This window comes from Shinella sp. WSJ-2, assembly GCF_003432075.1.
In the GTDB taxonomy this organism is placed as follows: domain Bacteria; phylum Pseudomonadota; class Alphaproteobacteria; order Rhizobiales; family Rhizobiaceae; genus Shinella.
In genome coordinates this window covers 1-23,099 of sequence record NZ_QWBU01000017.1, presented here as the reverse complement: position 1 = coordinate 23,099, position 23,099 = coordinate 1, and the positions used below count along the sequence as shown (strand labels likewise).

General features: G+C 60.6%; 19 protein-coding genes and 2 pseudogenes. 12 read left to right on the top strand and 9 right to left on the bottom strand.

The features are described 5' to 3' along the window. From D0Y60_RS22510 to D0Y60_RS22500, 3 genes are read right to left on the bottom strand one after another with little or no spacing between them, the layout of a single operon-like run. Positions 1-996, bottom strand: a complete 996-nt coding sequence (locus D0Y60_RS22510; protein WP_117372188.1) for an ABC transporter permease — start codon at positions 994-996, stop codon at positions 1-3. Further along, positions 962-2,554 (bottom strand): sugar ABC transporter ATP-binding protein, encoded by a 1,593-nt coding sequence (locus D0Y60_RS22505; RefSeq protein ID WP_117372187.1) that lies wholly within the window; start codon positions 2,552-2,554, stop codon positions 962-964. Before D0Y60_RS22505 ends, D0Y60_RS22510 begins: the two co-directional genes overlap by 35 nt. Then, positions 2,551-3,264: a GntR family transcriptional regulator gene (locus D0Y60_RS22500; RefSeq protein WP_199564255.1), complete on the bottom strand. Its 714-nt coding sequence runs from the start codon at positions 3,262-3,264 to the stop codon at positions 2,551-2,553. The genes D0Y60_RS22505 and D0Y60_RS22500 overlap by 4 nt, the downstream gene beginning before the upstream one ends. A 72-nt stretch (positions 3,265-3,336) precedes the next feature. Between D0Y60_RS22500 and D0Y60_RS22495 the strand changes: the two genes are divergently transcribed. Genes D0Y60_RS22495 through D0Y60_RS22480 form a run of 4 tightly spaced genes read left to right on the top strand, consistent with a single transcriptional unit; the run spans position 3,337 to position 7,896 of the window. Next, on the top strand, positions 3,337-4,341 hold the full coding sequence (locus D0Y60_RS22495; protein ID WP_117372185.1) for an Ldh family oxidoreductase: 1,005 nt from the start codon (positions 3,337-3,339) through the stop codon (positions 4,339-4,341). A gap of 20 nt (positions 4,342-4,361) precedes the next feature. Continuing rightward, positions 4,362-5,561, top strand: a complete 1,200-nt coding sequence (locus D0Y60_RS22490) for an iron-containing alcohol dehydrogenase (protein WP_117372184.1) — start codon at positions 4,362-4,364, stop codon at positions 5,559-5,561. A gap of 14 nt (positions 5,562-5,575) precedes the next feature. Beyond that, entirely contained in the window at positions 5,576-7,039 is a 1,464-nt protein-coding gene (locus D0Y60_RS22485; protein WP_117372183.1) for an NAD-dependent succinate-semialdehyde dehydrogenase, read from the top strand. Between the two features lie 17 nt (positions 7,040-7,056). Further along, the gene (locus D0Y60_RS22480; protein WP_117372182.1) at positions 7,057-7,896 is read left to right on the top strand and encodes an alpha/beta hydrolase; all 840 of its coding nucleotides are present in this window, start codon (positions 7,057-7,059) and stop codon (positions 7,894-7,896) included. Between the two features lie 384 nt (positions 7,897-8,280). On the opposite strand, the gene D0Y60_RS22475 is transcribed toward D0Y60_RS22480, so the two are convergent. Then, positions 8,281-9,807: an MFS transporter gene (locus D0Y60_RS22475; RefSeq protein ID WP_245409276.1), complete on the bottom strand. Its 1,527-nt coding sequence runs from the start codon at positions 9,805-9,807 to the stop codon at positions 8,281-8,283. A gap of 75 nt (positions 9,808-9,882) precedes the next feature. On the opposite strand from D0Y60_RS22475, the gene D0Y60_RS22470 reads away from it, so the two are divergent. Further along, entirely contained in the window at positions 9,883-10,425 is a 543-nt protein-coding gene (locus D0Y60_RS22470) for a TetR/AcrR family transcriptional regulator (RefSeq protein WP_117372180.1), read from the top strand. 689 nt (positions 10,426-11,114) lie between these two features. Here D0Y60_RS22470 and D0Y60_RS22465 read toward each other — a convergent pair. Together D0Y60_RS22465 and D0Y60_RS22460 are read right to left on the bottom strand one after the other, a co-directional pair. After that, positions 11,115-11,894, bottom strand: coding sequence for an SDR family oxidoreductase (locus D0Y60_RS22465; protein ID WP_117372179.1), 780 nt, complete (start codon positions 11,892-11,894; stop codon positions 11,115-11,117). After that, positions 11,891-12,220: a nuclear transport factor 2 family protein gene (locus tag D0Y60_RS22460; RefSeq protein ID WP_117372178.1), complete on the bottom strand. Its 330-nt coding sequence runs from the start codon at positions 12,218-12,220 to the stop codon at positions 11,891-11,893. Before D0Y60_RS22460 ends, D0Y60_RS22465 begins: the two co-directional genes overlap by 4 nt. A 127-nt stretch (positions 12,221-12,347) precedes the next feature. Between D0Y60_RS22460 and D0Y60_RS22455 the strand changes: the two genes are divergently transcribed. Both D0Y60_RS22455 and D0Y60_RS25180 read left to right on the top strand, forming a co-directional pair. Beyond that, positions 12,348-13,244: a LysR family transcriptional regulator gene (locus D0Y60_RS22455; protein ID WP_117372177.1), complete on the top strand. Its 897-nt coding sequence runs from the start codon at positions 12,348-12,350 to the stop codon at positions 13,242-13,244. A 64-nt stretch (positions 13,245-13,308) separates the two neighbouring features. Beyond that, positions 13,309-13,633, top strand: a pseudogene (locus tag D0Y60_RS25180) (IS3 family transposase); the annotation flags it as partial. 82 nt (positions 13,634-13,715) lie between these two features. Here D0Y60_RS25180 and D0Y60_RS22445 read toward each other — a convergent pair. Genes D0Y60_RS22445 through D0Y60_RS22435 form a run of 3 tightly spaced genes read right to left on the bottom strand, consistent with a single transcriptional unit; the run spans position 13,716 to position 16,574 of the window. Next, the gene (locus D0Y60_RS22445) at positions 13,716-14,021 is read right to left on the bottom strand and encodes an antibiotic biosynthesis monooxygenase (RefSeq protein ID WP_117372176.1); all 306 of its coding nucleotides are present in this window, start codon (positions 14,019-14,021) and stop codon (positions 13,716-13,718) included. Positions 14,022-14,060: 39 nt separating this feature from the next. Next, positions 14,061-15,623, bottom strand: coding sequence for an autoinducer-2 kinase (gene lsrK / locus D0Y60_RS22440; RefSeq protein WP_199564254.1), 1,563 nt, complete (start codon positions 15,621-15,623; stop codon positions 14,061-14,063). Positions 15,624-15,626: 3 nt separating this feature from the next. After that, entirely contained in the window at positions 15,627-16,574 is a 948-nt protein-coding gene (locus tag D0Y60_RS22435; RefSeq protein ID WP_117372175.1) for a sugar-binding transcriptional regulator, read from the bottom strand. 240 nt (positions 16,575-16,814) lie between these two features. Here D0Y60_RS22435 and lsrA point away from each other — a divergent pair, with 240 nt between their 5' ends. From lsrA to D0Y60_RS22410, 5 genes and pseudogenes are all read left to right on the top strand, one after another. Beyond that, a complete protein-coding gene (lsrA, locus tag D0Y60_RS22430) occupies positions 16,815-18,317 on the top strand; it encodes an autoinducer 2 ABC transporter ATP-binding protein LsrA (RefSeq protein WP_199564253.1) in 1,503 nt (500 codons plus the stop codon). Beyond that, positions 18,310-19,341, top strand: a complete 1,032-nt coding sequence (lsrC, locus tag D0Y60_RS22425; protein WP_117372173.1) for an autoinducer 2 ABC transporter permease LsrC — start codon at positions 18,310-18,312, stop codon at positions 19,339-19,341. Before lsrA ends, lsrC begins: the two co-directional genes overlap by 8 nt. Beyond that, the gene (locus D0Y60_RS22420) at positions 19,338-20,351 is read left to right on the top strand and encodes an autoinducer 2 import system permease LsrD (protein WP_117372172.1); all 1,014 of its coding nucleotides are present in this window, start codon (positions 19,338-19,340) and stop codon (positions 20,349-20,351) included. The genes lsrC and D0Y60_RS22420 overlap by 4 nt, the downstream gene beginning before the upstream one ends. A gap of 2 nt (positions 20,352-20,353) precedes the next feature. Beyond that, on the top strand, positions 20,354-21,385 hold the full coding sequence (lsrB, locus tag D0Y60_RS22415) for an autoinducer 2 ABC transporter substrate-binding protein LsrB (RefSeq protein WP_117372171.1): 1,032 nt from the start codon (positions 20,354-20,356) through the stop codon (positions 21,383-21,385). A gap of 410 nt (positions 21,386-21,795) precedes the next feature. Further along, a pseudogene (locus tag D0Y60_RS22410) lies at positions 21,796-22,710 on the top strand (IS3 family transposase). Positions 22,711-23,099 lie beyond the last annotated feature (389 nt).

Genomic DNA, 23,099 nt, shown 5'->3' with positions numbered 1-23,099 from the left:
TCAGCGGTTGGCGGTAAAGCGATGCGCCAGCATGGCGATGATGATGATCGCGCCCTGCACGGCGGCGACGAGGTATTCGGAAACCATATCCGAGAGGACCATGACGTTCGCGATCACCTCGAGAATGAGCGCGCCTGCCACGGTACCGCCGATGCGTCCCCGTCCACCGCGCAGAAGGGTGCCGCCGATCACGACGGCGGTGATGACTTGCAGCTCCCAGAGCTGACCGGTTGTCGGCGTCGCGGCACCGAGACGCGGCACGTAGCAGATCGCCGCGACGGCGACGCAGACACCCTGGATGACATAGGCAATGGTGCGAACGCCCGCGACATTGACGCCGGAAAAGCGGGCAACCTCGACATTGGAGCCTGCCGACGTTAGCCGACGACCGAACTTCGTCTTGTAGAGCAGGAACGCACCCAGCATCACCACGACGAAGGTGATCAGGACGGGATAGGGAATGCCGAAAAGGCTGCCGAAATAGACCGGCCGATAGGCTTCACGCAGGCTCCGGTCGATCGGCAGCGATCCGCCGTCCGTCATGAAGGTGATGAAGGCCCGGAAGATGCCCATCGTGCCGAGCGTGACGATGAAGGGTTCTATTTTCCCGACGGTTACGATGAGTCCGTTGAAAAGCCCGCACAGCGCACCGACGACAAGCGCCACGCCTGCCCCCATCGGAAGAGCCCACGTCCCGAATGCCGGCGCGAGATGGTTCATCACCATGATCATGATGCCCGTGACGAAGGCCATCATGGAGCCGACGGAAAGGTCGAGGCCACCGGATGAAATGACGAAAGTCGCTCCGACCGCGATGATCGCGACGAAGGCGCTGCGCGTGATGACATTGATCAGGTTTGCAGGCGCAACGAAGTTGGAATTTACCAACGCACCCAGCAAAACGATCACGGCCAGAGCGATGAACGGCGCAAGGTCTGCCCAGCGGATGCGGCTTCCTTCGTCAGTGGGGGTTATGGTTGCGGTCGCTGCGGTCATGTTCGTCCTCCCGGTCATCTGAGCGCCCGCCAACGGTGGCTGCGTAGACGACGTTTTCCTCGTTGATTTCTGTGCCGCGAAGTTCGGCGACGATCCTGCCGGCGCGCATCACCAGCACGCGGTCGGCGAGCCCCACCAACTCCGGCATCTCCGACGATATGACGATGCAGGCTTTGCCTGCCCGCACCATGGCGTCGATGAAGTCGTAGATCTGGCTCTTGTTGCCGATGTCGATGCCGCGCGTCGGTTCATCGATGATCACCACTGAGGGATCGGCAAGCATAACCTTGGCGAGCAGCAGCTTTTGCTGGTTCCCCCCCGATAGTTTTCCCGCTTCGAGGCGAAGAGAGCGGACGCGGATGTCATAGTCCGCCACGGCCTTCTCAAGGCGGGAAAGTTCTCCCCGCTTGTCTAGAACTGACCCCGGATTGACGGCATCGAGTGCCTGAAGTGTCAGGTTCGGACCAAGCTTCTCCTTCAGAAGCAGGCCCTTTCCTTTTCGATCCTCGGTCAGATAGACGAGGCCGGCTTCCATCATTGTGCGGACCGAGCGGTGCCTGATCTCCCTGCCGTTGAGAACGACATTGCGCGCCTGTGACGGGCGAAGCCCCATCAGCCCTTCGATGAGTTCTGTGCGTCCCGCGCCGATCATGCCGCCGATACCGAGTACCTCCCCTGGCCGGACATCGAAGCTGACGCGATCCTCACCATGATCGACCGCCAGATCCGCAACAGAGAGGATCGGCGTGTCGGCAGCAGGAGGTCGCTTGTGGGGATAAAGCATCTCCAGTTCCCGCCCGACCATCAGCTCGGCCATTTCACGCTGGCCGAGGCCTGCGGCCGACCAGGTGCCGATCATGTGGCCGTCACGCAGCACGGTAATGCGGTCGGCGAGCGCCTGCACCTCATCGAGGCGATGAGAAATATAGAGAACTGCCACGCCGTGATTGCGTAGCATCCGCACGATGTCGAGCAGCGCCTCGACCTCGTCGTTGGCCAAAACCGCCGTAGGCTCATCCAGGATAACCACTTTCCGATCATCAAGGAGTGCACGCGCAATCTGCACGAGCTGGCGTTGGGCAAGCGATAGCCCACCGACACGATCGCGCGGCCGCGCCGTTGAACCTACTTTCGCAAGAAGTTCGGCGGTCCGGCGGTTCATTCCACGATCGTCGACCATCAGACCGCGACCCATTTCACGCCCCAGAAACAAGTTTTCTGCGACGGTCAGATCGGGTGCCAGCAGAATTTCCTGGTGCACCAGCACGATGCCAGCCTGCTCCGCTTCCACCGCGTTTCGGAATTCGACAAGCTTGCCGTCCAGGAAGAGCCGCCCTTCGGACGGCGCGACATGACCGGATAACAACTTCATAAGCGTCGATTTGCCGGCACCGTTTTCACCGATGATGGCATGAACCTCTGCGGTACGTACATCAAGGGTAACGTCAGAAAGGACGGTGATCTGGCCATAAGCCTTGCCCAGATTTTCGGCCCGTAGGGCAGCCGCGGCCGCATCCATCGGCGGCGCGAGGGATTGAGGAGAGAGGACCGCGTTCATTCGAAAGCCGAAAGCAGCCGGTCGCGCGAACGTTCAATATGGATGCGCATGGCATCATATGCCGCCTGTGGATCACCCGATCGAAATGCCGCGAGCAGGTTTTCGTGCTCCTCGAGTGCCTCCTGCGTCACACGGGTGTGGAACATGAGGCGGAAGATGTGCAGGTGAACATGCTGGTTCGACAGCGTGTTGCGGATGACCTCGTTTCCCGCGATCTTGAGGATCGCATCGTGGAAATGCGCATCGGCGCGCGCGAAGCGGGAATAACGCGTGTTGCGATCGACGGGGGCTGCACCGTTGCCCATGTCCGCGGCGGAATTTTCAAGCTGCTGGAGCGCGTCGGGGGTCATGTTGAGCGCGGCCAGTCTGGCAGCCTCCGGCTCGACCAGCAGGCGGAAAACGTAAAGATCCTCGAACTGCTTCCTGGTCCATTGTGGTGCTGCGCTGTATCCGACAAGATGCTCTTTGCGCACGAGACCTTCGCGTTCCAGGCGGCTCAGGGCCTCGCGGATCGGTGTCTGAGAAACGCCGATTTCACGGGCGAGCACGTCGATCGGAATCCGGGCACCGGGCGCGATCTCCAGCGACATCAGCCGATGGTAGATATTGTCATAGACGCCATCGACCACACTGCTCGGTCGAAGGCTGGCCCCTCGGGCTTCCCGTTCCGTTGCAAATGCCACTTCCGTTCTCCAGCTGCTTCTTGACATATTGGCATTTGTTGCAAATAAGATATCTCATGTCAAATACAATATCGTATATGATCTGATATAGGATATAAAATGAAACTCGCGCCGGCACGGCTCCACGGATTGGCAAGCGCGCTTCTCGAAGCACGCAACGTCCCGTCCGCAAATGCTCGCCTTCAGGCTGACCTTCTTCTGGAAGCTGAATTGCGCGGCCTGCCTTCCCATGGCCTGCAGCGACTGCCCCTCATCCTTTCACGGCTGGATAAGGGCCTTGCCAATGGCGAGGCGCGCGGGCACGGAACGTGGCGCAGGCGCTCATTTCTCAGCGTCGATGGCGAACGCGGGCTTGGGCCGGTGGTGGTCATGCAGGCCTTACAGGCTATGCGTCCTGTCGTGGACGAGACAGGGATCGCTATCGCCGCGATCCACAATGCCAACCATATCGGCATGCTCGCCTACTACGCGGAAGCGGCGGCGGAAAGCGGCCTGGTCGGTATCGTCATGTCGACCAGCGAGGCGCTCGTTCACCCCTTTGGTGGAACGCAGGCAATGCTGGGCACCAATCCCGTTGCCATCGGGATTCCTTCCGGCGATCAGCCTTTCGTCCTCGATCTTGCGACGAGCGTCGTCTCTATGGGCAAGATCAACCATTATGCGATGCGTGGCATGCCCATCCCGCACGGCTGGGCCGTGGACGCAGAGGGCCGGCCGACGACGGATGCGAACGCAGCCAGGACAGGTGCCATCGCCCCATTCGGCGGCGCCAAGGGATACGGGCTGGGCCTTGCGATCGAGCTTCTGGTCGCTGCGCTGGCCGGCTCGGAGCTAGCACCCGATGTGCACGGCACACTCGACGATAGCCACGCCGCCAATAAGGGCGACCTCCTCATTCTCATCAATGCGGCAGCGGGAGACGGCAGTACCCGGTCGCTTGCATCCTATCTCGACCGTCTGCGCGGCTCCCACCCGTCCGATCCCGTAAGCCCGGTGGCCGTTCCGGGCGATGGCGCGCGCCAGCGCCGAGCCGCGACGGAGCACTCGGGAATAGAGCTGCCCAAACCGCTTTTGGAACACCTTTTGGCGCTCGAAGCCGCCTGAATTATCGGAGGAAAAACGGAATGAACCTTTTCGGCACATTGAGAGCGCCGCGCGAACTACTGTTCGGCGCGGGACAGCGACATGCTCTCGGCAGCGTCGCCGCAAGTCTCGGCCGGCGTGCGCTTGTCATCACGGATACGCGTCTTGCGGGCGATGCCGATTTCCTCATGCTCGTCAGGCAGCTTGAAGAAGCCGACATAGCGGTTGCCGTCGATAGCACGACCCTCCCGGACGTCCCCGTCGAATCCGCCGTACAAAGTGCCGAGAATGCCCGGAACTTCGCGCCCGACCTCGTCATCGGCATCGGAGGCGGCTCTTGCCTCGACATGGCCAAATGCGTCGCCCTACTTCTCGCACATGACGGGCGACCTCAGGATTATTATGGCGAGCATGCCGTACCCGGCCCGGTCATGCCGTTGATCGCCATTCCCACCACCGCCGGGACCGGTTCGGAAGTGACGCCCGTCGCCGTACTTTCCGATGCCGAACGAAGCCTGAAGGTCGGCATTTCGAGCCCGCATCTCATTCCGACCGTCTCCATCTGCGACCCGGAGCTTACCCTCTCCTGCCCCCCGGCACTCACGGCGATCGCCGGAGCCGATGCATTGACACATGCACTGGAGGCCCTCACCGCAATCCGCCGTGAGCCTGTTCCCGGCATTGCACAACAACGGGTCTTCGTCGGCAAGAACGAACTCTCCGATCAGTTCGCGCTCAGCGCCATATCGCTGCTCTGGCAGGGCTTGGAAGCAGCGTGTACGAATGGCGGCGACCGTGCGGCGCGCGAAAAGGTCATGCTTGGCGCGACACTGGCAGGGTTGGCCTTCGGCGTGGCGGGAACAGCCGCCGCCCACGCCATCCAGTATCCTGTCGGCGCCCTCACCCACACCGCGCATGGCCTCGGCGTCGCCTGCCTCATGCCCTATGTCATGACATGGAACGCGCCCGTCATCCATGATGAGCTTGCCAGGATAGCCCAAGCAGCGGGGCTGTCAGGGCCCGAGGATGTCATTCCTGCACTCGCGTCCCTCTTCGCTCGGATCGGCATCCCGTCAACCCTGCGGGACCTTGGGCTTGAAGAAAGCCGGCTTACCTGGGTGGCTGAACAGAGCATCGGCATCGCTCGCCTCATCCAGAACAATCCGCGCCCGTTGAACCTCGACACCATGCAAAACCTTGTCGCCGCCGCCTACCATGGTGACCGGTCGAACCTGAACTGAAAAGGATTTCCACCATGACATTCCATGCGGCGATCACCGGTTATGCCGATCCCGCCTTGCACGCACAAGGTCTTTACACAGGCGGAAAATGGCACAAGGGAGACGGAATAACGGTCATGAATCCGTCCACAGGGGAGAAACTGGCCGAGGTAGCGGATGCTTCCGTCGAGGACGCGATACGTGCCATTGATGCCGCAGAAGCTGCGGCCTCCAGCTGGCGGGCGACGCCTGCCCGGCAACGTTCGGAAATTCTGCGCCGCTGGTTCCAGCTCATGACGCAGCACGCCGAGGAGCTGGCCACGCTGATTGCGCTTGAGAACGGCAAGGCGCTACCCGACGCACGCGGCGAAGTCGCCTATGCCGCCGAGTTTTTCCGCTGGTACGCGGAAGAAGCAGTCCGCGTAGCCGGCGAATATCGGTGCACGCCTTCCGGTTCGCATCGCATTCTCGTCGATCATGAGCCGATTGGCATCGCCGTACTAATCACGCCCTGGAATTTTCCGGCCGCCATGGCCACCCGCAAAATAGGCCCGGCGCTGGCGGCGGGTTGCACCGTAATCCTCAAACCGGCATCTGAAACGCCGCTGACGGCCTACGCCATGGCCCGCCTTGGCGAGGAGGCGGGCGTGCCGCCGGGCGTCGTCAACGTGCTTACGACAAGCAAGCCGGGTGCGGTCACGAACGCCATGCTTGCCGATCCGCGTGTGAGAAAGCTTTCTTTCACGGGCTCCACCGGTGTCGGGCGAACACTTCTTGCCGAAGCCGCAAAGTCGGTCGTTAGTTGCTCAATGGAACTCGGCGGCAACGCCCCCTTCCTGGTCTTCGACGACGCCGACTTGGAAGCTGCTCTAGATGGCGCGATGATTGCCAAGATGCGCAACGCAGGCGAAGCATGCACCGCCGCCAATCGCTTCTATGTCCAGGCAGGCATACACGATGCCTTCGTCGCAGGGCTCACGGCACGCATGAATGCGCTGAAAGTGGGACCGGGATACGACCCCGCCACACAATGCGGCCCCATGATCACCACGAACGCGGTCCGCAAGATAGACCGACTCGTTACAGATGCGATTGCGCTGGGCGCTCGCGCGACGACCGGCGGCAAACCATTGATGGAAAACGGCTATTTTTACCCACCGACCGTCCTCGAAAATGTGCCGCCCGACGCAGCAATCGCACGCGAGGAAATCTTCGGCCCGGTCGCTCCGGTCTATAAGTTCGGCAGTGAGGCGGACGTCATCCGGCTTGCCAACGACACAGAATACGGCCTTGCCGCCTATATCTACAGCCAGGATCTAAAGCGCGCCATGAGAGTGGGAAAACAACTCGAGACGGGCATGCTCGGCATCAACAGAGGCCTCATGTCGGACCCGGCCGCCCCCTTCGGCGGCGTCAAGCAGAGCGGTCTCGGCCGCGAAGGCGGTGTTACCGGCATACTGGAGTTCATGGAGGCAAAGTACTACGCAGTGGATTACTGACCGTAAAGGAAACCACAATGACGTCCCAGGACCTCTACCGGATTCGTGACTTCGTTCCCGATTTCGATGCTATTGCCGCCGAATTTACAGAACGCAGCCGGACGCTTTCAGAGGCGGCGGAGGTTTTGGCCGATATCCGCTACGGCGTGCGTGACAGGGAGGTTCTGGACGTCATTCTGCCTGCGCACCTCAAGGCGGGTGCCCCGCTTCATGTGTTCGTCCACGGCGGCTATTGGAGGTCGGGTGAAAAGGAAAACTATCGCCTCGTCGCCGCGCCGGTCCTTGCGGCCGGCGGCGTCGCCGCCATCGTTGAATATGACCTGATGCCCGGCCAACGCCTCGAAATGCTGGTCGACCAGGTGCGGCGGTCCGTGCTCTGGCTCGAGAAGCATGCCGGGGATTTTGGCGCTGATGCGCGCAGGCTCACGGTCAGCGGCCATTCGGCAGGCGCGCACTTGGCGTCCTTTCTCGCAGCGATCGGCCCAGAGGAGAAGGCGGCTCCACCCCTGCCCTCCATAAGCGGTCTTCTTCTCGTGAGCGGCATTTACGATCTTTCGGAAATTCCTGGCAGCTTTCTGCGCGACGAGGCCAGGATGACGCCTTCGGAGGCGGCGGCGTGGTCGCCTCTGACCTCAAGCCAGCTTCCCGGCCCTCAACGGATCATCGCGTTCGGCGCAGACGAAACACGTCCCTTCCACAAGCAGGCTGCAGCTCTGAGCACGCAGCTCCATAGTGAGGACAGCGCCTCGGAACTCCTCTCGGTGCCGAGCCTGAACCATATGAGTGTCGTGCTGGACCTCGCAGATCCCGCAGGTACTTTGGGCGGCCGTCTCAAGAACATGGTCGCATCGCTTTGATGAGGAAAGCCTTCCTGAAATCCACGTTTTGTCGCCAGCCTCTCCTGTGCTTTCCGCAAGACGTTGCGAGAAGGGCGCTAGGCGGTAGCTCGGCAAATGTCGTCTTGATCTGCTCGGCTGAAACGAGCTGGTGCTGGAATGGCTTGAACGAGGCGCCGCTGGCGAGATCATCGACTTCCCGAGCCGGCCTCCATCGCCGGCTCCCTGACCGGGCGGCAATGGCGAAGTCACGCATCGTGGCGACCGCCTCGACACGTTACAATGCCGAACTTTAAGGACAAGCTCGGTACGCCCGAAAATGAGCATTGGGTACATGACCCGGCAACATGATATCGCGTTCTGCGAAATGCCTGAAAAGTTCGTGATGGTGTTTTCGCTGATCTTCTAGTGGCGAACCGTCGCCCTCTCGCGATAGCTCGCCAGCATGAAGAACACCACAACGGCGAGAACACCGATCAAGCCAGCCGCGATAGACAGCAAGATCGAATGGGTTGCGGTGAAAGCCGTTTTTCCGGCGTCGATCAACGCTGCGCCTTGTTCGGCAGCAAGTCGATGGCTTACCAGATACGTGTCCCCGATCGACAGAACGGCCTGCTCCGCGTCGTCGGAGCCGAGACCCTCCGGGATTGCAATAGCGTGCTGGTATGCTGCGGAAATGAAGACGCCGAACAGGGAGATGCCCAACCCGGTGCCAAGTTCGTAGCTCGTTGCCTCAAGCGAGCCCGCAGCACCACCCTTGCTTGCTTCGACGGATCCCATGATCGCGATGGAGGATGCGGTCAGACCGATGCTGAGCATTGATCCTAGTACCGCGAGCAGCACCGGTACGGCCAGCCCTGGCTCATTAAAATCGCTTGCCGCGAGAAATCCGAGCGCAATGGCCGAAACGAACAATGACAGGCTAGCCACCAGTCGCAATCCGAAGAGATTGGACAGATAGCCCGCGACCGGTCCGCCAATTGCGGCCGCCGCCATGATCGGAATCATGAAGACACCTGCCTGAAATGGTGTCTTGCTCAGAACATATTGCAGTTCCTGCGCCAATGTTAGCTCGACGCCAGCCAACGCGCCGCTCGCGACCACGGCAATAATCATTCCCGCAGCGATGGCCGGATGTGAGAACAACGCCAGATCGAGCATCGGCTCGTGCGCATGCAACTGTTTGCGCGCGAAGAGCACCAACATCGCCAGCCCCAGGGCCAGTGTCAAAAACACGATGGCAAGCGGCTGCTTGGCGCCGACTCCGGCCTTGAGGCTGTAGACGACGGAGATCATGCCGGCAATCAGCAAAAGTGCCTGACCGATCGCCCATTTTCCCGGGCTCGTGAGCTCAGCGCGCGGCAGGAGCAGATAACACGCAGGAGCGACAACCAGCATCACCGGCGCGTTGATCAGGAAGACCGAGCCCCACCAGAAATGCTCGAGCAACGCACCGCCGATCAGCGGGCCGACGGCCGCACCGGCCGCGCCGACCGTACCCCATAGGCCCAAGGCCATAGCCCGTTCATTCTCGTTCTCAAAGGCGCGGCGGATAGTGCCGAGAACGCAGGGCATAATCATCGATCCCCCGAGAGCCAACAACATGCGTGCCGCGATCAGGATCGTCGCGCTCGGCGCAAAGGCGGCAAGCACGGATGCTACCCCGAAAATCGTCAGGCCAATGAGCAGGATCCGCCGCTGGCCGATGCGGTCGGCCAGCGTGCCCATCGGCACGAGCAGGCCCGCCATCAACAACGGATAGATATCAATTATCCACAGAACCTGTGTGCTGGACGCGCCCAACGCTCGGGTTAGTGTCGGCACGGCGATATGCAGGATCGTCATATCGAGAACAACCGGCAGGAAGGCGAGCATGACTGCCAGGAGGATCAGCCAGCGTCTCGGGTCGGCGGGGTAACGGACATGGTTCACCGGAAATATATTGCCCGATCGATATAAATACATACATATGGATTTCAATATAAAAACCCAGAGATCGGATAAAGAATGGGCCGAAAACCGACAATCACCCGCGGACAACTCCTGGACATCGCTGAAGAAATCGTTCGCACCGAGGGCGCCAAGGCGCTGACGGTGGAAGCGCTGGCCCGTGCCGCTGGCATATCGAAGGGCGGAGTACAATATTCCTTCGCATCGAAGGATGAACTGGTACGCGCGCTGATCGAGCGGTGGACCAGCCAATTCGACGCGATCCTCAATACGGACGAGACATTGAGCGCCGTCGATCTGATCCGCAGCTACATCCGTTCGATGCGCGCCTCGCAGCCGGCTATGAATGCCAAGATGGCGGCGCTGATGAGCACCTATCTTCAAAACCCGGCAAACATGCTGGAGACGCGACAATGGTATCAGGGCGTCTTCGACCGGATCGGAACGGCGTCCGCGGAGGCGCAGGCAGCACGCGTGGCGTTTCTTGCCGTCGAAGGGTTGTTTCTCCTGCGTATTGTCGGGATCGACGAGGATGGAGCCTGGGCCGAATTCCTCGACGATATCGAAGCGATGCTGAACAGGCTACTGGACCTTGCTTGAAGAGGACAGCAAGGGACAGGATCAAGACCGGGGTCATCACGACGACGCCGATCCTCAGAAAGCTCCTAGCGCCGAGCCCAGTCTTTCGCGACGCATCGCGTTAGGCCACGGTATCGTAGCAAGTTCCATTGATCGAGAGACTGCGCCGAAATCGGCGGTGATCAGCAATGCGCCAGCGATTTCGTCGGACACATCCACCGCCTGAACCAAACTACTGGAAACCAGTTCCCGCCGGGAGATTGTTGATGAGGTTGACCCCCAGCACCACCATCATGCCTATAGCCGCCGACTCTCGCCAATCCCACAGCGGTTAGGCGATCCCAACGGATAAGAATACGCTACCTCACGAACGGCGGAGAATGCTGATCGTGACGCGTGGTGATAGCATTTGCTCGGGAATGTCTAAAGCCGGATCGCCTTCCTGGAACAGGGACGCATCCATGCTGAAGGTCTACCACAGCAATTGTTCGGACGCGGTGCCAGCGCACGTCTCCACCAGTTCATCTGCCGCTTCATGCGGAGTTAAGCGATTCAAACGGCGATCTCGTAAATGAGAGCCGAGGCCTTGACTCCAGACGTGCGCCATCTGCCTGGCGCGATCAATTCACAGATTGGCGGGCGGAATGCGCCCGCCTGAGTTACGGTGGCCTGCTTTACCGAAACCATAATCTGCAACCGCCGTCATCTCGTCACGCAGTTGGAACCGTCCCGCCATCGATTACGTGCTCGGTTCCGGTAATCGACGAGGCCCGGTCCGAGGCCAGGAAGGCAATCAGGTCGGCGACCTCTGCCGGCTTGGCCGGCCGTCCCAGCGGGATGCCGCCAAGCGAGTTCATGATCATCTGGACGGCCTCGTCGTAGCCGATGCCGGCTTCCTCCGCGATACGCAGGGCAAGACCATTGGAGCCAGGGTCGGCTATCCAACCGGGAGAAACCCGCACCACCCTCACGCCCTTGGGGGAGACCTCCTTGGAGATGCTCTTGCTGTAGGTGTTGAGCGCCGCCTTCGCCGACGCGTAGCCTGTCGTCGCCTGGTATAGCGGAAGAATCCTTTGGATCGATGTCACGTGAATGACAACCCCGCTTCCTTGGGCAATCATGCCGGGAATAAGAGCGCGATCCAGCCTGACCGCCGGAAAGAAATTGAGATTGAGCTCTTTCTCCCACTCCTCTTCGGTCAATGCCGCGAAGCCGCCCGATGGCGCCGAGGAACCGCCCAAAACGTTTACGAGAATATCCAATCCGCCCAGCTCCCGGTGAACGGCGGCGACGACTGTTTGGACGCCCTCTACCGTTGTGAGGTCAGCTTCAACGAACGCCGCTTCGGAGACGTCCGCAGGCTTATTGCGAGCAGTGGTGAGCACACGGGCACCGAGCTCCTTGAATAGCGCGACCGTTGCAGCGCCCGCGCCAGAGGTGCCGCCAGTAATGAGAGCCCGCCGACCCTCCAGGGTAAGAAACGCGCTCATACGGTGACCTCCAGTTCGGCGACCTTGTCGTCCGCAAGCACGAAAAGGAAACGCAGATCGATCGGGCTGCCGGGAAAGGTGCCGGCGACGTGGGCGGTCACCTGGGTCTTGCCGCCCTCAATGCCCATAAAGAAGGGTTCGACCGTGTAGGTGTAGAGCTGACCAGCCTCCACCATCCACTCACGGATAGCCCCGCGCCCACGATAAGTCTTGCCTTTATCCTTCACGACACCGCTTTCAACGAAAGCGGCTGCGACCGCATCTGGGCTGCCTGTCCGGTCCGCCTCAAAATAGGTTTGGATGGCTTTGGGTAGTTGGATCGTCATTCAGTGTCTCCAGTCCTGTCTGAGCCTTGGTGGCTTCCGTTTGAAATCGACTGACGAGAAGGTAGAATAATGCTATTGACCGGATAAGCGGGATGAATGAGGATGAGACATTGCGAAAAGAGGGACAATGACGCGCTCTGTTCTTGCCGACCTTGATGCCGTTCTCAGCATTGCCCGCCTCGGATCGTTCAGGGCTGCCGCACTTGATCTCGGCATATCCACGACGGCCTTGAGCAACGCCATTGCCAAGCTCGAACAACGTCTCGGCATACGGCTGTTCAACAGGACCACGCGAAGCGTCTCGCTAACCGAGGCGGGAAAGACTTTCGTAGAACGGGTAGGCCCTGCGGTGACAGACATCCACGATGCGATGCTGGCAGCTCAGTCCCTTCAGGAGGTGCCGACAGGGACTTTGCGCATCAATGCGTTCGCCACGGCGGCTCGGGAAGTGATGGAGCCGCTCATCCTTTCGTTCCTGCAGCGCCATCCCCAAGTGCATGTCGACCTGGTCACCGAAGGACGGATCATCGATATCGTCGCGGCCGGTTTCGACCTCGGCCTGAGGCCGGCCGATCTCGTTCCTGCCGATATGATCGCCTTACCTCTGGGCCTCAGGCGCAGCAATGCCGTGGTCGCGTCGCCACAATTCCTGCAAACGCATGGAAGACCGGCTATACCGACGGACCTCTACCGGTTTCGATGCATCCGCGCGCGTCTTCCCAATAACGCGCTGCTCCGCTGGAAATTCGAGAAAGACGGGGAAGCCATGCAGATCGACGTTCAAGGTTCAATTACCTTGGACGAGCCCAGCCTGGTCAAAATAGCCGCGCAGAACGGTGTCGGCCTCGGATATGTCATGGAAGCGGACGTGCGCGAAGACATCGCAGCCGGACGGCTTGTGCGTGTCCTGGAGGACTGGACTCCCTCACTGGCGCCGCTGGCGCTATACTACCCCGGAAGGAAGAACCCTCCGGCTGCCTTCACTGCTTTCCTTCAAGCAGCCCGCGAATATGCAAGAAACTAAACCGGCCGTTTTTGGCGGAGGCTCCAATTTCCTAGGAAGTGGAGCTTCGTCGTTGAGCGCACTTATTCATGATCAGCGTCCCGCTCATGGCGGCGGCCTCGTGCATCACTTGCATCGTAGCATCCAATATGTGTCCATTAGGTATTCCGAGCGACTGGCAGAAGCTTGCATCGAGCCGTCTGTCGGAAGCGTCGGCGACAGTTACGACAACGCTCTGGCCGAGATCACCCATCGGCGCGGGCCAGTGAGGAATTTCCAAGCGGTGTAATTCGCCGTCCTGTAGTGGGGCGACCGTTCAACCACCGACGCCTTCCGAGCCATCGCCAACATTCCGCAAGGCCGAAGAACGGTACCACGCCATAATGGACGAACAAACCAGGGCCGCATAACCTTAAACCATACGGCACCCCGCAAATCCTGGCGGTGCAAACCGTATCGTGCGGCCAACCCGTGAGTCACGCCAGACCGTGGTCAAGCGTCCGTAAAATCCGCCATCTCGACATGGTAGAACGTCTTCGTGCGGGGGCCGGAGAGGATTGGATCGATCCGACGCACACATTCCTGATAATGCGCGGTCTTCCGGTGCTCGTCGAGTGCCTCCGCGGACTTGAAGACCTCGTAGATCGTGAAACTGTGATCGTCCTGCGGGTCGCGCAACACATCAAATCTCAGGTTTCCCGGCTCCTGTCGGGTGCCTTCGTAATTTATGCGGAATGCCTCCAAAAATTCTGCGGCATGGCCCTGCTTGACATTGATGCTGACCATCTGGATGAGCATGTCTAAATCCCTGTTATGTTGAAATCTCGGCTGAAGGGGTCAAAGGCCCGGCGCCTTCCACATGGCCGTGGTGACGCCCTCGTCGACGAGCTGGCGCTGCAGCGCATAGGCCCGTGCCCAGCGCTCGCCGGCGTCGTCGTAGATGGCTTTGTGTTCGAAGTTCGGCTCGAATCTCTTGTCCCAGCGCACCCAACCTTCCGCCGCCTCGACGAAATCCCGGCGCAGGCCGATGCCGATCGCCGCCGCCGCCGCGCAGCCAAGCGCGGTCGCTTCCTTGACGACGGGCGTGACAACCGGAAGCCCGGTCGCGTCCGACAGGATCTGTGACCAGTGGGCGGATTTCGATGCGCCCGCGGCGAAGACAATCTTGTCGGGCGTTTTACCGGAGAGCTTGAAGATCGCCGAGAGGTTTCGTGCTGCCACGATAGCGGCATTTTCCTGCAATGCGCGGAAGATCGCGGCCTTGCCGGACTTCTCCGGATCGATGGAAAGGTTCAGTAACGACGGCGCGGCGTGATACCAATTGCCATAACGCATGACGTCGGAGAAGACCGGGATGATACCGTAGGCGCCGACCGGCACCCCGGCCGACTTCTCCTCAAGCAGCCTATAGGCATCACCGCCCGGACCCGCCGCAGCGACTTCCTCCGCGCCAAAACTGTCGCGGAACCAGCGCATGACGATGCCGACGAAAAAGCTGATCGCCTCTGCCTGGTTGAGACCGGTGACGACATGCGGATTGATGCGCAGGTTCATCGACGGATCGGATACGGCGGGGCCGACATTTACCACCTGCTGCCAGAAGGTACCGCCAAGCACTGCGCAGTCGCCTTCATTGACGACGCCGATCGCTGCCGCGCCACTCTGGCAGTCACCGCCACCCATGACGACACATGTGCCGGGAGCAAGCCCCGTTTCCTCTGCAGCCCTGTCCGTGACGCGGCCGATGACTGTGCCTGGCTCGACGCTCTCGGGAAAGATATCCCCGCGCATGCCGGTCTTCGCCATCGCTTCCGGCACCCAATCGCGCTTGGAAAGGCTGTAGAGGCCGGTCGTTCCGGCATTTGAGGGGTCGCTTGCAATGATGCCGGAAAGGCGGGCCAGGACCCAATCCGACAGCATGCTGATGCGATCAATGTTGGCATAGACATCCGGCAGGTTGCGCTTCAACCAAAGAAGGCGCGGCAAGGCGCCGAGTGCGAAGGTTTGGCCAGTCTCCGCATAGAGATCGTGCTCCAACCCGGGATAGTCGCGTTTCAGATCCCGCACTTCGCTGACCGCACGGCTATCGACATTGGCGCAAGCCCAGATTTCCCGCCCGCCACGATCATAGGCAACGAAGGCTTCGCGCATGCTGGTTGCGCTAACGGCCCGTATATCGCTTCTTGCAATGCCGGCTTCGGATATCGCCTGCCGGATGGCGCGCGAGAGCAAGGACCAGTTACCCTCCACGTCGAAATCCATCGAGCCCGGGAAACGCGGGTCGGTCTTGTGCCACCATTCATGCTGGGCGCTGGCGATCTGGTTGCCGCTCTCATCGAAGATCACGGCCCGGCCGCTGCCTGTGCCGGCATCGACGGCCAGCAGATAGGAAGTCTTCATAATTCAGTCCTTGAGTTCGATGAGACCAGCAGCCGTCGTCTCGTCGGTAATGAGGATGCCGACGAATTTTCCCCGTAGCGCCGCGTGTATGGCCTGCACCTTCTGAAGCCCACCGGCAGCCGCGACGACCTTTTCGGCGCGCGACAAAGCCGCGAGCTTCACGCCGATCACCCGATCATGCAAAGGTAGGTCGAGCGGCTCGCCGCGCTCGTTGTAAAACTGGCAGAGGATATCGCCGACCGCGCCCTTGCGGCGTAGCGGTTCCACCTCGTCGGGACTGACGTAGCCGGCGCGGACCACCGTCGAGGCCGCAGAAAGCTCACCAATACCCACAAGCTGATAGGTAGCGTTAAGCGCCATGTCGAGCAGGTTGGAGACGGCAGGTTCGGATGAAAGGTTGCGCGCCACACTCGGGTCGCGCACGACAAGCGGCGCGGGCACCAGGTGCACGCCGCTGCCCCAATTGGCCGTGCGCATGCCATCGACATAGGTGCCGACGCCGCCGGTGAGACTGACGAGGCCTATATTGCGTTCGTTGGCCAGATGGCCGAGCCGTTGGATGGTGTTCGAGACCGTCGCACCCCAGCCGACCGCTAGAAGGTCGTCCGTCTGCAACCGTTGCATAAGGAACTGCGCGGCTGCTTGGCCGAGTCGGTCGCTCGGGTCCTGATCAGGAAGTTGCGGCACGACATAGGCTTCCAGAAGACCATAGCGCTCCTTGATCTGACGCTCCAGCGCAAGACAGCCCTGATAGCGCGAGTTGATGCGCACCTGGATGATGCCCGAGCGGCGACCACTTTCGAGTAGGCGCGACACCTTGATGCGCGACATGTTGAGCTTTTCGCCGATCTCATTCTGCGTGAGCCCGTCGTTGTAATAATACCAGGCGATGCGGGTGAGGATCTCCTCGTCCGTATCGGCGTAGCTCCATTCCCCGTTATCCGACGCCATGCAAGCGGCCCTCTCGGTCGATTTGTGATCATTTGAATAGCAAAAAAACTTTTGATACGTCAACGCATCCGGGCGGCAAAAAATTCTTGACCGTCGCAATTCCTTGATTTTTGCGGATAAATCATATTTTGCAGCGCAATATTATGCAATTTCCACCTTGACGCCTGTTCTGCGCATATTGACGACCTCGCATCGCTATGATCACATGATTGATATAAGTTACATATGAACAGGTGCAGAATGGCGTATAGCCCGGCGACCGGGAGGGTCGCGAAGCTGACCGACATCTGGAAGTCCTACGGCGTCGTACCGGTGTTGAAGGGCGTTTCGCTCACCCTCAAGGCGGGAGAGGTGCATGCCCTTCTCGGCGGCAACGGCGCCGGCAAGTCCAGCCTCATGAAGATCATGTCCGGCGTCATCCCAGCCAATTCCGGCGCGGTCGAGATCAACGGCCGGGCGCTGGCCCATGCCTCGCCGGCTTATGCCCAGGAGCTCGGCCTTTATCTGGTGCCGCAGGAAGCGCATATCCTACCCAACCAGAGTGTCCTCGAAAACATCTGCCTCGGCCTTACCGCCTCGCCCAGGGCGCTGCGTCCGCGTGTCGAGCAGCTTATCGCCGAACTCTCGGTGTCTCTTGACCTGGACGCCCAGGCCGCCGGCCTCGAAATCGCCGAGCGGCAGATCGTCGAGATCCTACGCGGCCTGGTGCGCGATGCGCGCGTGCTGATCCTTGACGAGCCCACCTCCGCCCTCACCCCCTTTGAGACGAACGCACTTTTCCAGCGCGTGCGTAAATTGCAGGCACAGGGCGTCGGCATCTTCTTCATCTCCCATAAGCTGCGTGAAATTCGCGAAATCTGCGGCACGATCAGCGTGCTGCGCGACGGCGTGATCGTACTCTCCGGCCTGCTCGACGACTACAGCGACGCCGACGTTATCGAGGCTATGAGCCGCGTGCAGATCACGGAAACGTCCGGCAGGGACGGGACCGGCCGCAAAATCTCGCAGATCGGCAAGCCCCGCCTCAGCGTTAAGGGTCTCAGCGGCGAAGGCTTCCGCAACATCAGCCTAGACGTCAGGGCCGGCGAAATCCTCGGCCTAGCCGGCGTCGTTGGTGCGGGACGCACGGAATTTGCCGAAACGCTTTTCGGCCTTCGCCCCCAGATCGCGGGCAGCGTCGTCTTTGACGGTACGGAACTGACGAAACGCTCTCCGCGACGGTGCATCGACCGTGGGCTGGTCTACCTGCCGGAGGATCGTCAGCAACACGGTCTCTTCCTCGAAGCGCCGCTGTTCTGGAACGTCTCGTCCTATCTCGTGCACCGCCTACCCTTCTTCCTGCGCCCCGGCGCGGAGCGAAAGGTATTCGACACATTCCGTACCAGCCTGGGCATCAAGTGCACGGGCCCCGGCCAGGAGGCGCGCGGGCTTTCAGGTGGCAACCAGCAGAAGGTGTTGCTGGCGAAGTGCCTGTCCGCCCGGCCGAAGGTGCTGATCCTCGACGAACCGACACGCGGTGTCGATGTGGCAGCCCGCAACGATATCTACGACATCATTCGCCAGCTCGCCGACGACGGCGTCGCCATCATTCTCATCTCGTCCGATTTCGACGAGATCGAGCAACTCGCCAACCGCGTCGAGGTCATGGCCTTCGGCCAGTCCGGCGGCGAACTCACGGATGACATCTCGGTCGACGCCATCGCTCGCCTCGCCTTCGGCGCCTCGGAGGCCCGCCATGCTTGACCTTATCGCGCGCAACCGCGTCGCAACGCTCATCGCCGTTCTCGCCGTCGCCTATGCCGCCATCGGCGCCACCGCGCCCGGCTATCTCTCCGTCGCCACAGCCTCCGTCGTCGTCTCCAACAGCCTCGTGCTGATGCTCATATCGCTCGGCACGATGATCGTCATCCTGACACGTAACATTGACGTCTCGAGCGGTTCGATCCTCGGTCTCAGTGCCGCCGTGCTCGGCCTGTCGCTAAATGCCGGCGTCAGCTTACCGCTCGCCGTTGCCTTCTGCCTGGCGACCGGAGCACTCGCCGGCGCCTTCAATGGGCTCATGGTCGCGTATCTTGGCATTCCCTCTATTGTCGCGACGCTGGGTACACTTGGCCTTTATCGCGGTATCATGCTGGTTCTGACGGGTGGACGTTGGATCGAGGACTTGCCGCAAGGCTTGAAGGCACTCGCCGCCAATCTCGGCTTTGGCTTCTCGGCACTGACGGTGGTCGTGCTTGCTCTCGTCGTCCTCGCATGGGCCGTACTACGCAAGACACGCTTCGGCCGGTACTTCTATGCCGTTGGCGACAACAGGGCAGCCGCGCATCATCTTGGTGTGCCGGTCAAGGTTGTGCAGTTCACGGCCTTTGTCGCCATCGGCGTCTGCGCCGCGTTCGCCGGCCTCGTCTTCGCCGCACAGATCGGCTTCATTCCAAACCAGGCCGGCAGCGGCCTCGAGCTGAAAGCCATCGCTGTCAACGTGCTCGGCGGAGTAAGCCTGTTAGGCGGCACCGGTTCGGTTGCGGGCGTCTTCTCCGCCGTCATCTTCATCACCTCGATCGACAGCGCACTCGTCTTCCTCAAAATCCCCGCTTACTGGAACGACTTCATCGCCGGAGCAATCCTCCTGTCGGTGCTGCTGCTCGACGGTCGCATCCGCCAGATCATCGACCGGCGCATCCGTGCTCGCCGGTATACCGTGCACGAGCGTAGTCACACCCCATCCAGCGAGCCGACGGCGGCACTCACCGTGGAGGCAGGCCGATGAAAAAACTGTTCTTCCGCTGGGAGACCGCCCTTCTCGCCATGCTCGTCGTCGAACTCGTCGTCTTCGGGCTTGTCAATCCGCGCTTTCTCAACATCGCGAACCTGATTTACGGCACATCGGACTTTGTGCAGATCGGCATCGTCGCCCTGCCGTTGACACTTGTCATTATAGCCGGCGGCATCGATGTCTCCTTTGCCTCGGTGATCGGCCTTGCGGCCATCGTCTTTGGCGTCGCCACCTTCTACGGCGTCCCGCTGCCGCTTGCTATCGCGCTTGCGCTGGCCTCCGGCGCGCTCTGCGGGCTTCTCAACGCTAGCATCATACATCTGTCGAAAATTCAGCCGCTCGTCGTCACACTCGGCAGCCTGTATCTCTTCCAGGGAACGGCGACGGTCGCCTCCGGTCTTGTCGGCGCAGGCGGTTACGAAGGCATCGGCAACTTCCCGGAGGCCTTCAATGCCTTCGGCTATGCCGAATTCCTCGGCCTGCCGGCACCTCTCGCCCTGTTCCTCGCCCTCGCATTGGTGCTGGTGGTTCTACTGCATTTCACCCGATTTGGTCGTGCTGTTTTCCTGTGCGGCCAGTCAGGAAACGCAGCGCGCTTCGCCGGTATCCAGGTCGCCCGCGTGCAGACGATCACCTATGTCGTTACGGGCGTCTCAGCCGCCATCGCTGGTTTGGTCATGTCGGCTTATTTCGGCTCGGCGCGCGTCGATCTCGGCTCGGCGACGCTACTGCCGGCCGTTACCGCGGCGGTGCTCGGCGGCGCCTCCATCTATGGCGGCCAGGGCTCCATCCTTGGCACGCTCATCGCCACTTTCGTCATCGGCTATCTGCAGCAGGGCCTGCAGGCGGCCGGTGTCCCCAGCCAGATTTCCAGCGCACTTTCGGGAGGGTTGCTGGTTGTCGCGGTCGCATTGCGTCAAGGAAGCGCAATACTGGCCGATTTCATCGCCGTCGCCCGGCAAAAGAAACAAACCCGGGCGACAATCACTTCAGGAGGAGAATGAGAATGAACAAGACCGTATTGAAATCCCGTGTGCTCGCCGCCGCGCTTCTTGCCGGCACTATACTTGCCGCCGGCGTGGCAAATGCTGAAAGCCAGATCGCCTTCATCCCCAAGCTGGTGGGCGTCGGTTTCTTCACGTCAGGCGGCGCGGGCGCGACGAAGGCTGGCGAGGAACTGGGCGTCAAGGTCACCTATGACGGCCCCACCGAGCCCAGCGTTTCCGGGCAGGTGCAATTCATCAACAACTTCGTCAATCAGGGCTATAACGCGATCATCGTCTCCTCCGTCTCGCCGGACGGCCTTTGCCCGGCGCTGAAGCGCGCAATGGATCGCGGCGTTCTTGTCATGACCTGGGATAGCGACGTCAACCCGGATTGCCGCAGCTACTATATCAACCAAGGCACACCCGAACAGCTCGGCGGCCTCCTGGTCGACATGGCGGCCGAAGGCGTGACTAAGGAAAAGGCCAAAGTCGCCTTCTTCTATTCGAGCCCGACGGTGACTGACCAGAACGCATGGGCGGAAGCCGCCAAGGCGAAGATCGCCAAGGAACATCCGGGCTGGGAAATCGTCACCACCCAATATGGCTACAATGATGCACAGAAGTCGCTCCAGACGGCCGAAAGCATCCTGCAGACCTATCCGGACCTCGATGCGATCATCGCACCCGACGCCAACGCGCTGCCGGCCGCCGCGCAGGCTGCGGAAAATCTGAAGCGCGCCGATGGCGTCACCATCGTCGGCTTCTCGACGCCGAACGTCATGCGCCCCTATATCGAGCGTGGCACTATCCAGCGCTTCGGCTTGTGGGATGTGACGCAGCAGGGAAAAATCTCGGTCTTCGTGGCCGATCATGTCCTGAAGAACGGCCCGATGAAGGTCGGGGACAAGCTGGAAATCCCCGGCGTTGGCACCGTCGAGGTTTCGGCCAACAAGGTGCAGGGTTACGACTATGAAGCCGATGGCAACGGCATCGTCCTGCTACCGGAACGCACCGTCTTTACCAAGGACAATATTGCCAACTTCGATTTCTGATAACGCGTGAGCGGCGGGCGGCTCCGGCTGCCCGCCGAATTCATTCAACGACAGGACGACCCGCAGGCAAAGCCGCTGAAATGACGAGGACGCCGCCTGTTACGTGGAGGCTGCGCGGGGTGGGCGAAGCGCTCGGCTTGCAGGCCTTCCCCCCGTTGAAGACCCGCAATCATCCGAACATTTACGATCCGAACATGGGCTCCCTGCTGCGGACGAGCCTAGGCTCAGGCCTCATTGATTAGATTCAGAAGAGATTGTTTCTCGCTTTGTGGCGCAGTTGGTAGAGCATTTTGCCGTATTAACTAGAACCGCGCAGGGTTTGGGGCGGCTTCAACTTCTGAGAAAGTGGAGCTGATATGAGCAAGACAAAAAACAAGTTTTTACCTGAAGTCCGCTAACGTGCCACCCGCATGGTGCTGGATCACGAGGCAGAACACCCATCGCGGTGGGCTACCGTTTCGTCTATCGCGGCCAAGATCGGCTGCTCAGCTAATGGGTGAAGAAGAGCGAGGTCGACAGCGGCAAGTGCGCTGGCTTGCCGAGTGATGCAGCGGAGAAGATGAAGGCTCTTGAGCGGGAGAACCGCGAGATACGCCGGGTGTTCAATGAGAACTTCCAGGTCTATGGCGTGCGCAAGGTCTGGCGGCAGTTGCAGCGAGAAGGCTACGACATCGCCCGCTGCACCGCTTATGAGGGCAATGGAGCAACAGAGCATCATCCATAGCAAACCCGTCAAAATTACCGTGTCGGACTAGGCCGCACCTGCCCGCTCGACCGGGTGAGCCGCCACCTCTTCGCGCCTGCGCCAAATATGCTCTGGCTTCTGATTTCACGTGTTTGGCCACTTGGCAGGGCTTCGTTTACGTCGCGTTCGTGATCGATGCCTTCGCTCGCGCATCGTCGGTTTGCGGGCAAGCCGGACTGCCCAAGCGGGCGTCGTGCTCGATGCCCTCGATCAGGCACTTCGTGACCGGCGGCCAGTTCACTATGGCGGGTTGGTTCACCATTGCGACCGCGGCTCGCAATATGTGTCCATCCGCTATTCTGAGCGGTTGTCAGAGGCGGGCATCGAGCCGTCTGTCGGGAGTGTCGCCTACGGTTATGACAACGCTCTCGCCGAAATGATCAATGGTCTTTACAAGGCCGAGGTGATCCCATCGGCGAGGACCGTGGCGGAACTTCCAAGCCGTGGAGTTCGCCACGCTCGAATGGATCGACTGGTTCAACAACCCGTCGCTTTCCCGGAGCCCAACGGCAACATACCGCCAGTCGAAGCCGAGGCGAACTACTACGCCAAGCTGGACGCACCAGCCTGGGCCGCATAACTTAAACGAAATAGCATCGGGCAAACCCGGTGCGGTTCAAACGGTGAGCATAATAGGGCGCGCAGGAGACGACCAGAAAGACCAGGACCTGAAGCCATCAGGCATTTATATGCTCCCAACAGAGTGGCAAGACGTTGATTTCCACTGAGATTTGACTCCGCGCCGGCTCAGTTCTGCATGGAAACCAAGATGACGGGTTCAGATCAAGTCAAAGCGGATAGAAAGCAGCGCATACTCCTTGTGTGCATGACACCGAGGCTCCAAGTCAGAATTTAAGCAGCGTCTACATATTAGACCCGACAAATTTTATGCCCCTAGAAGACGGCGTTAACGATGATCGCGCGGCGGGAGAGAAACAGCAGCCTGCGACCAGGGAAGTCTCCTCACCC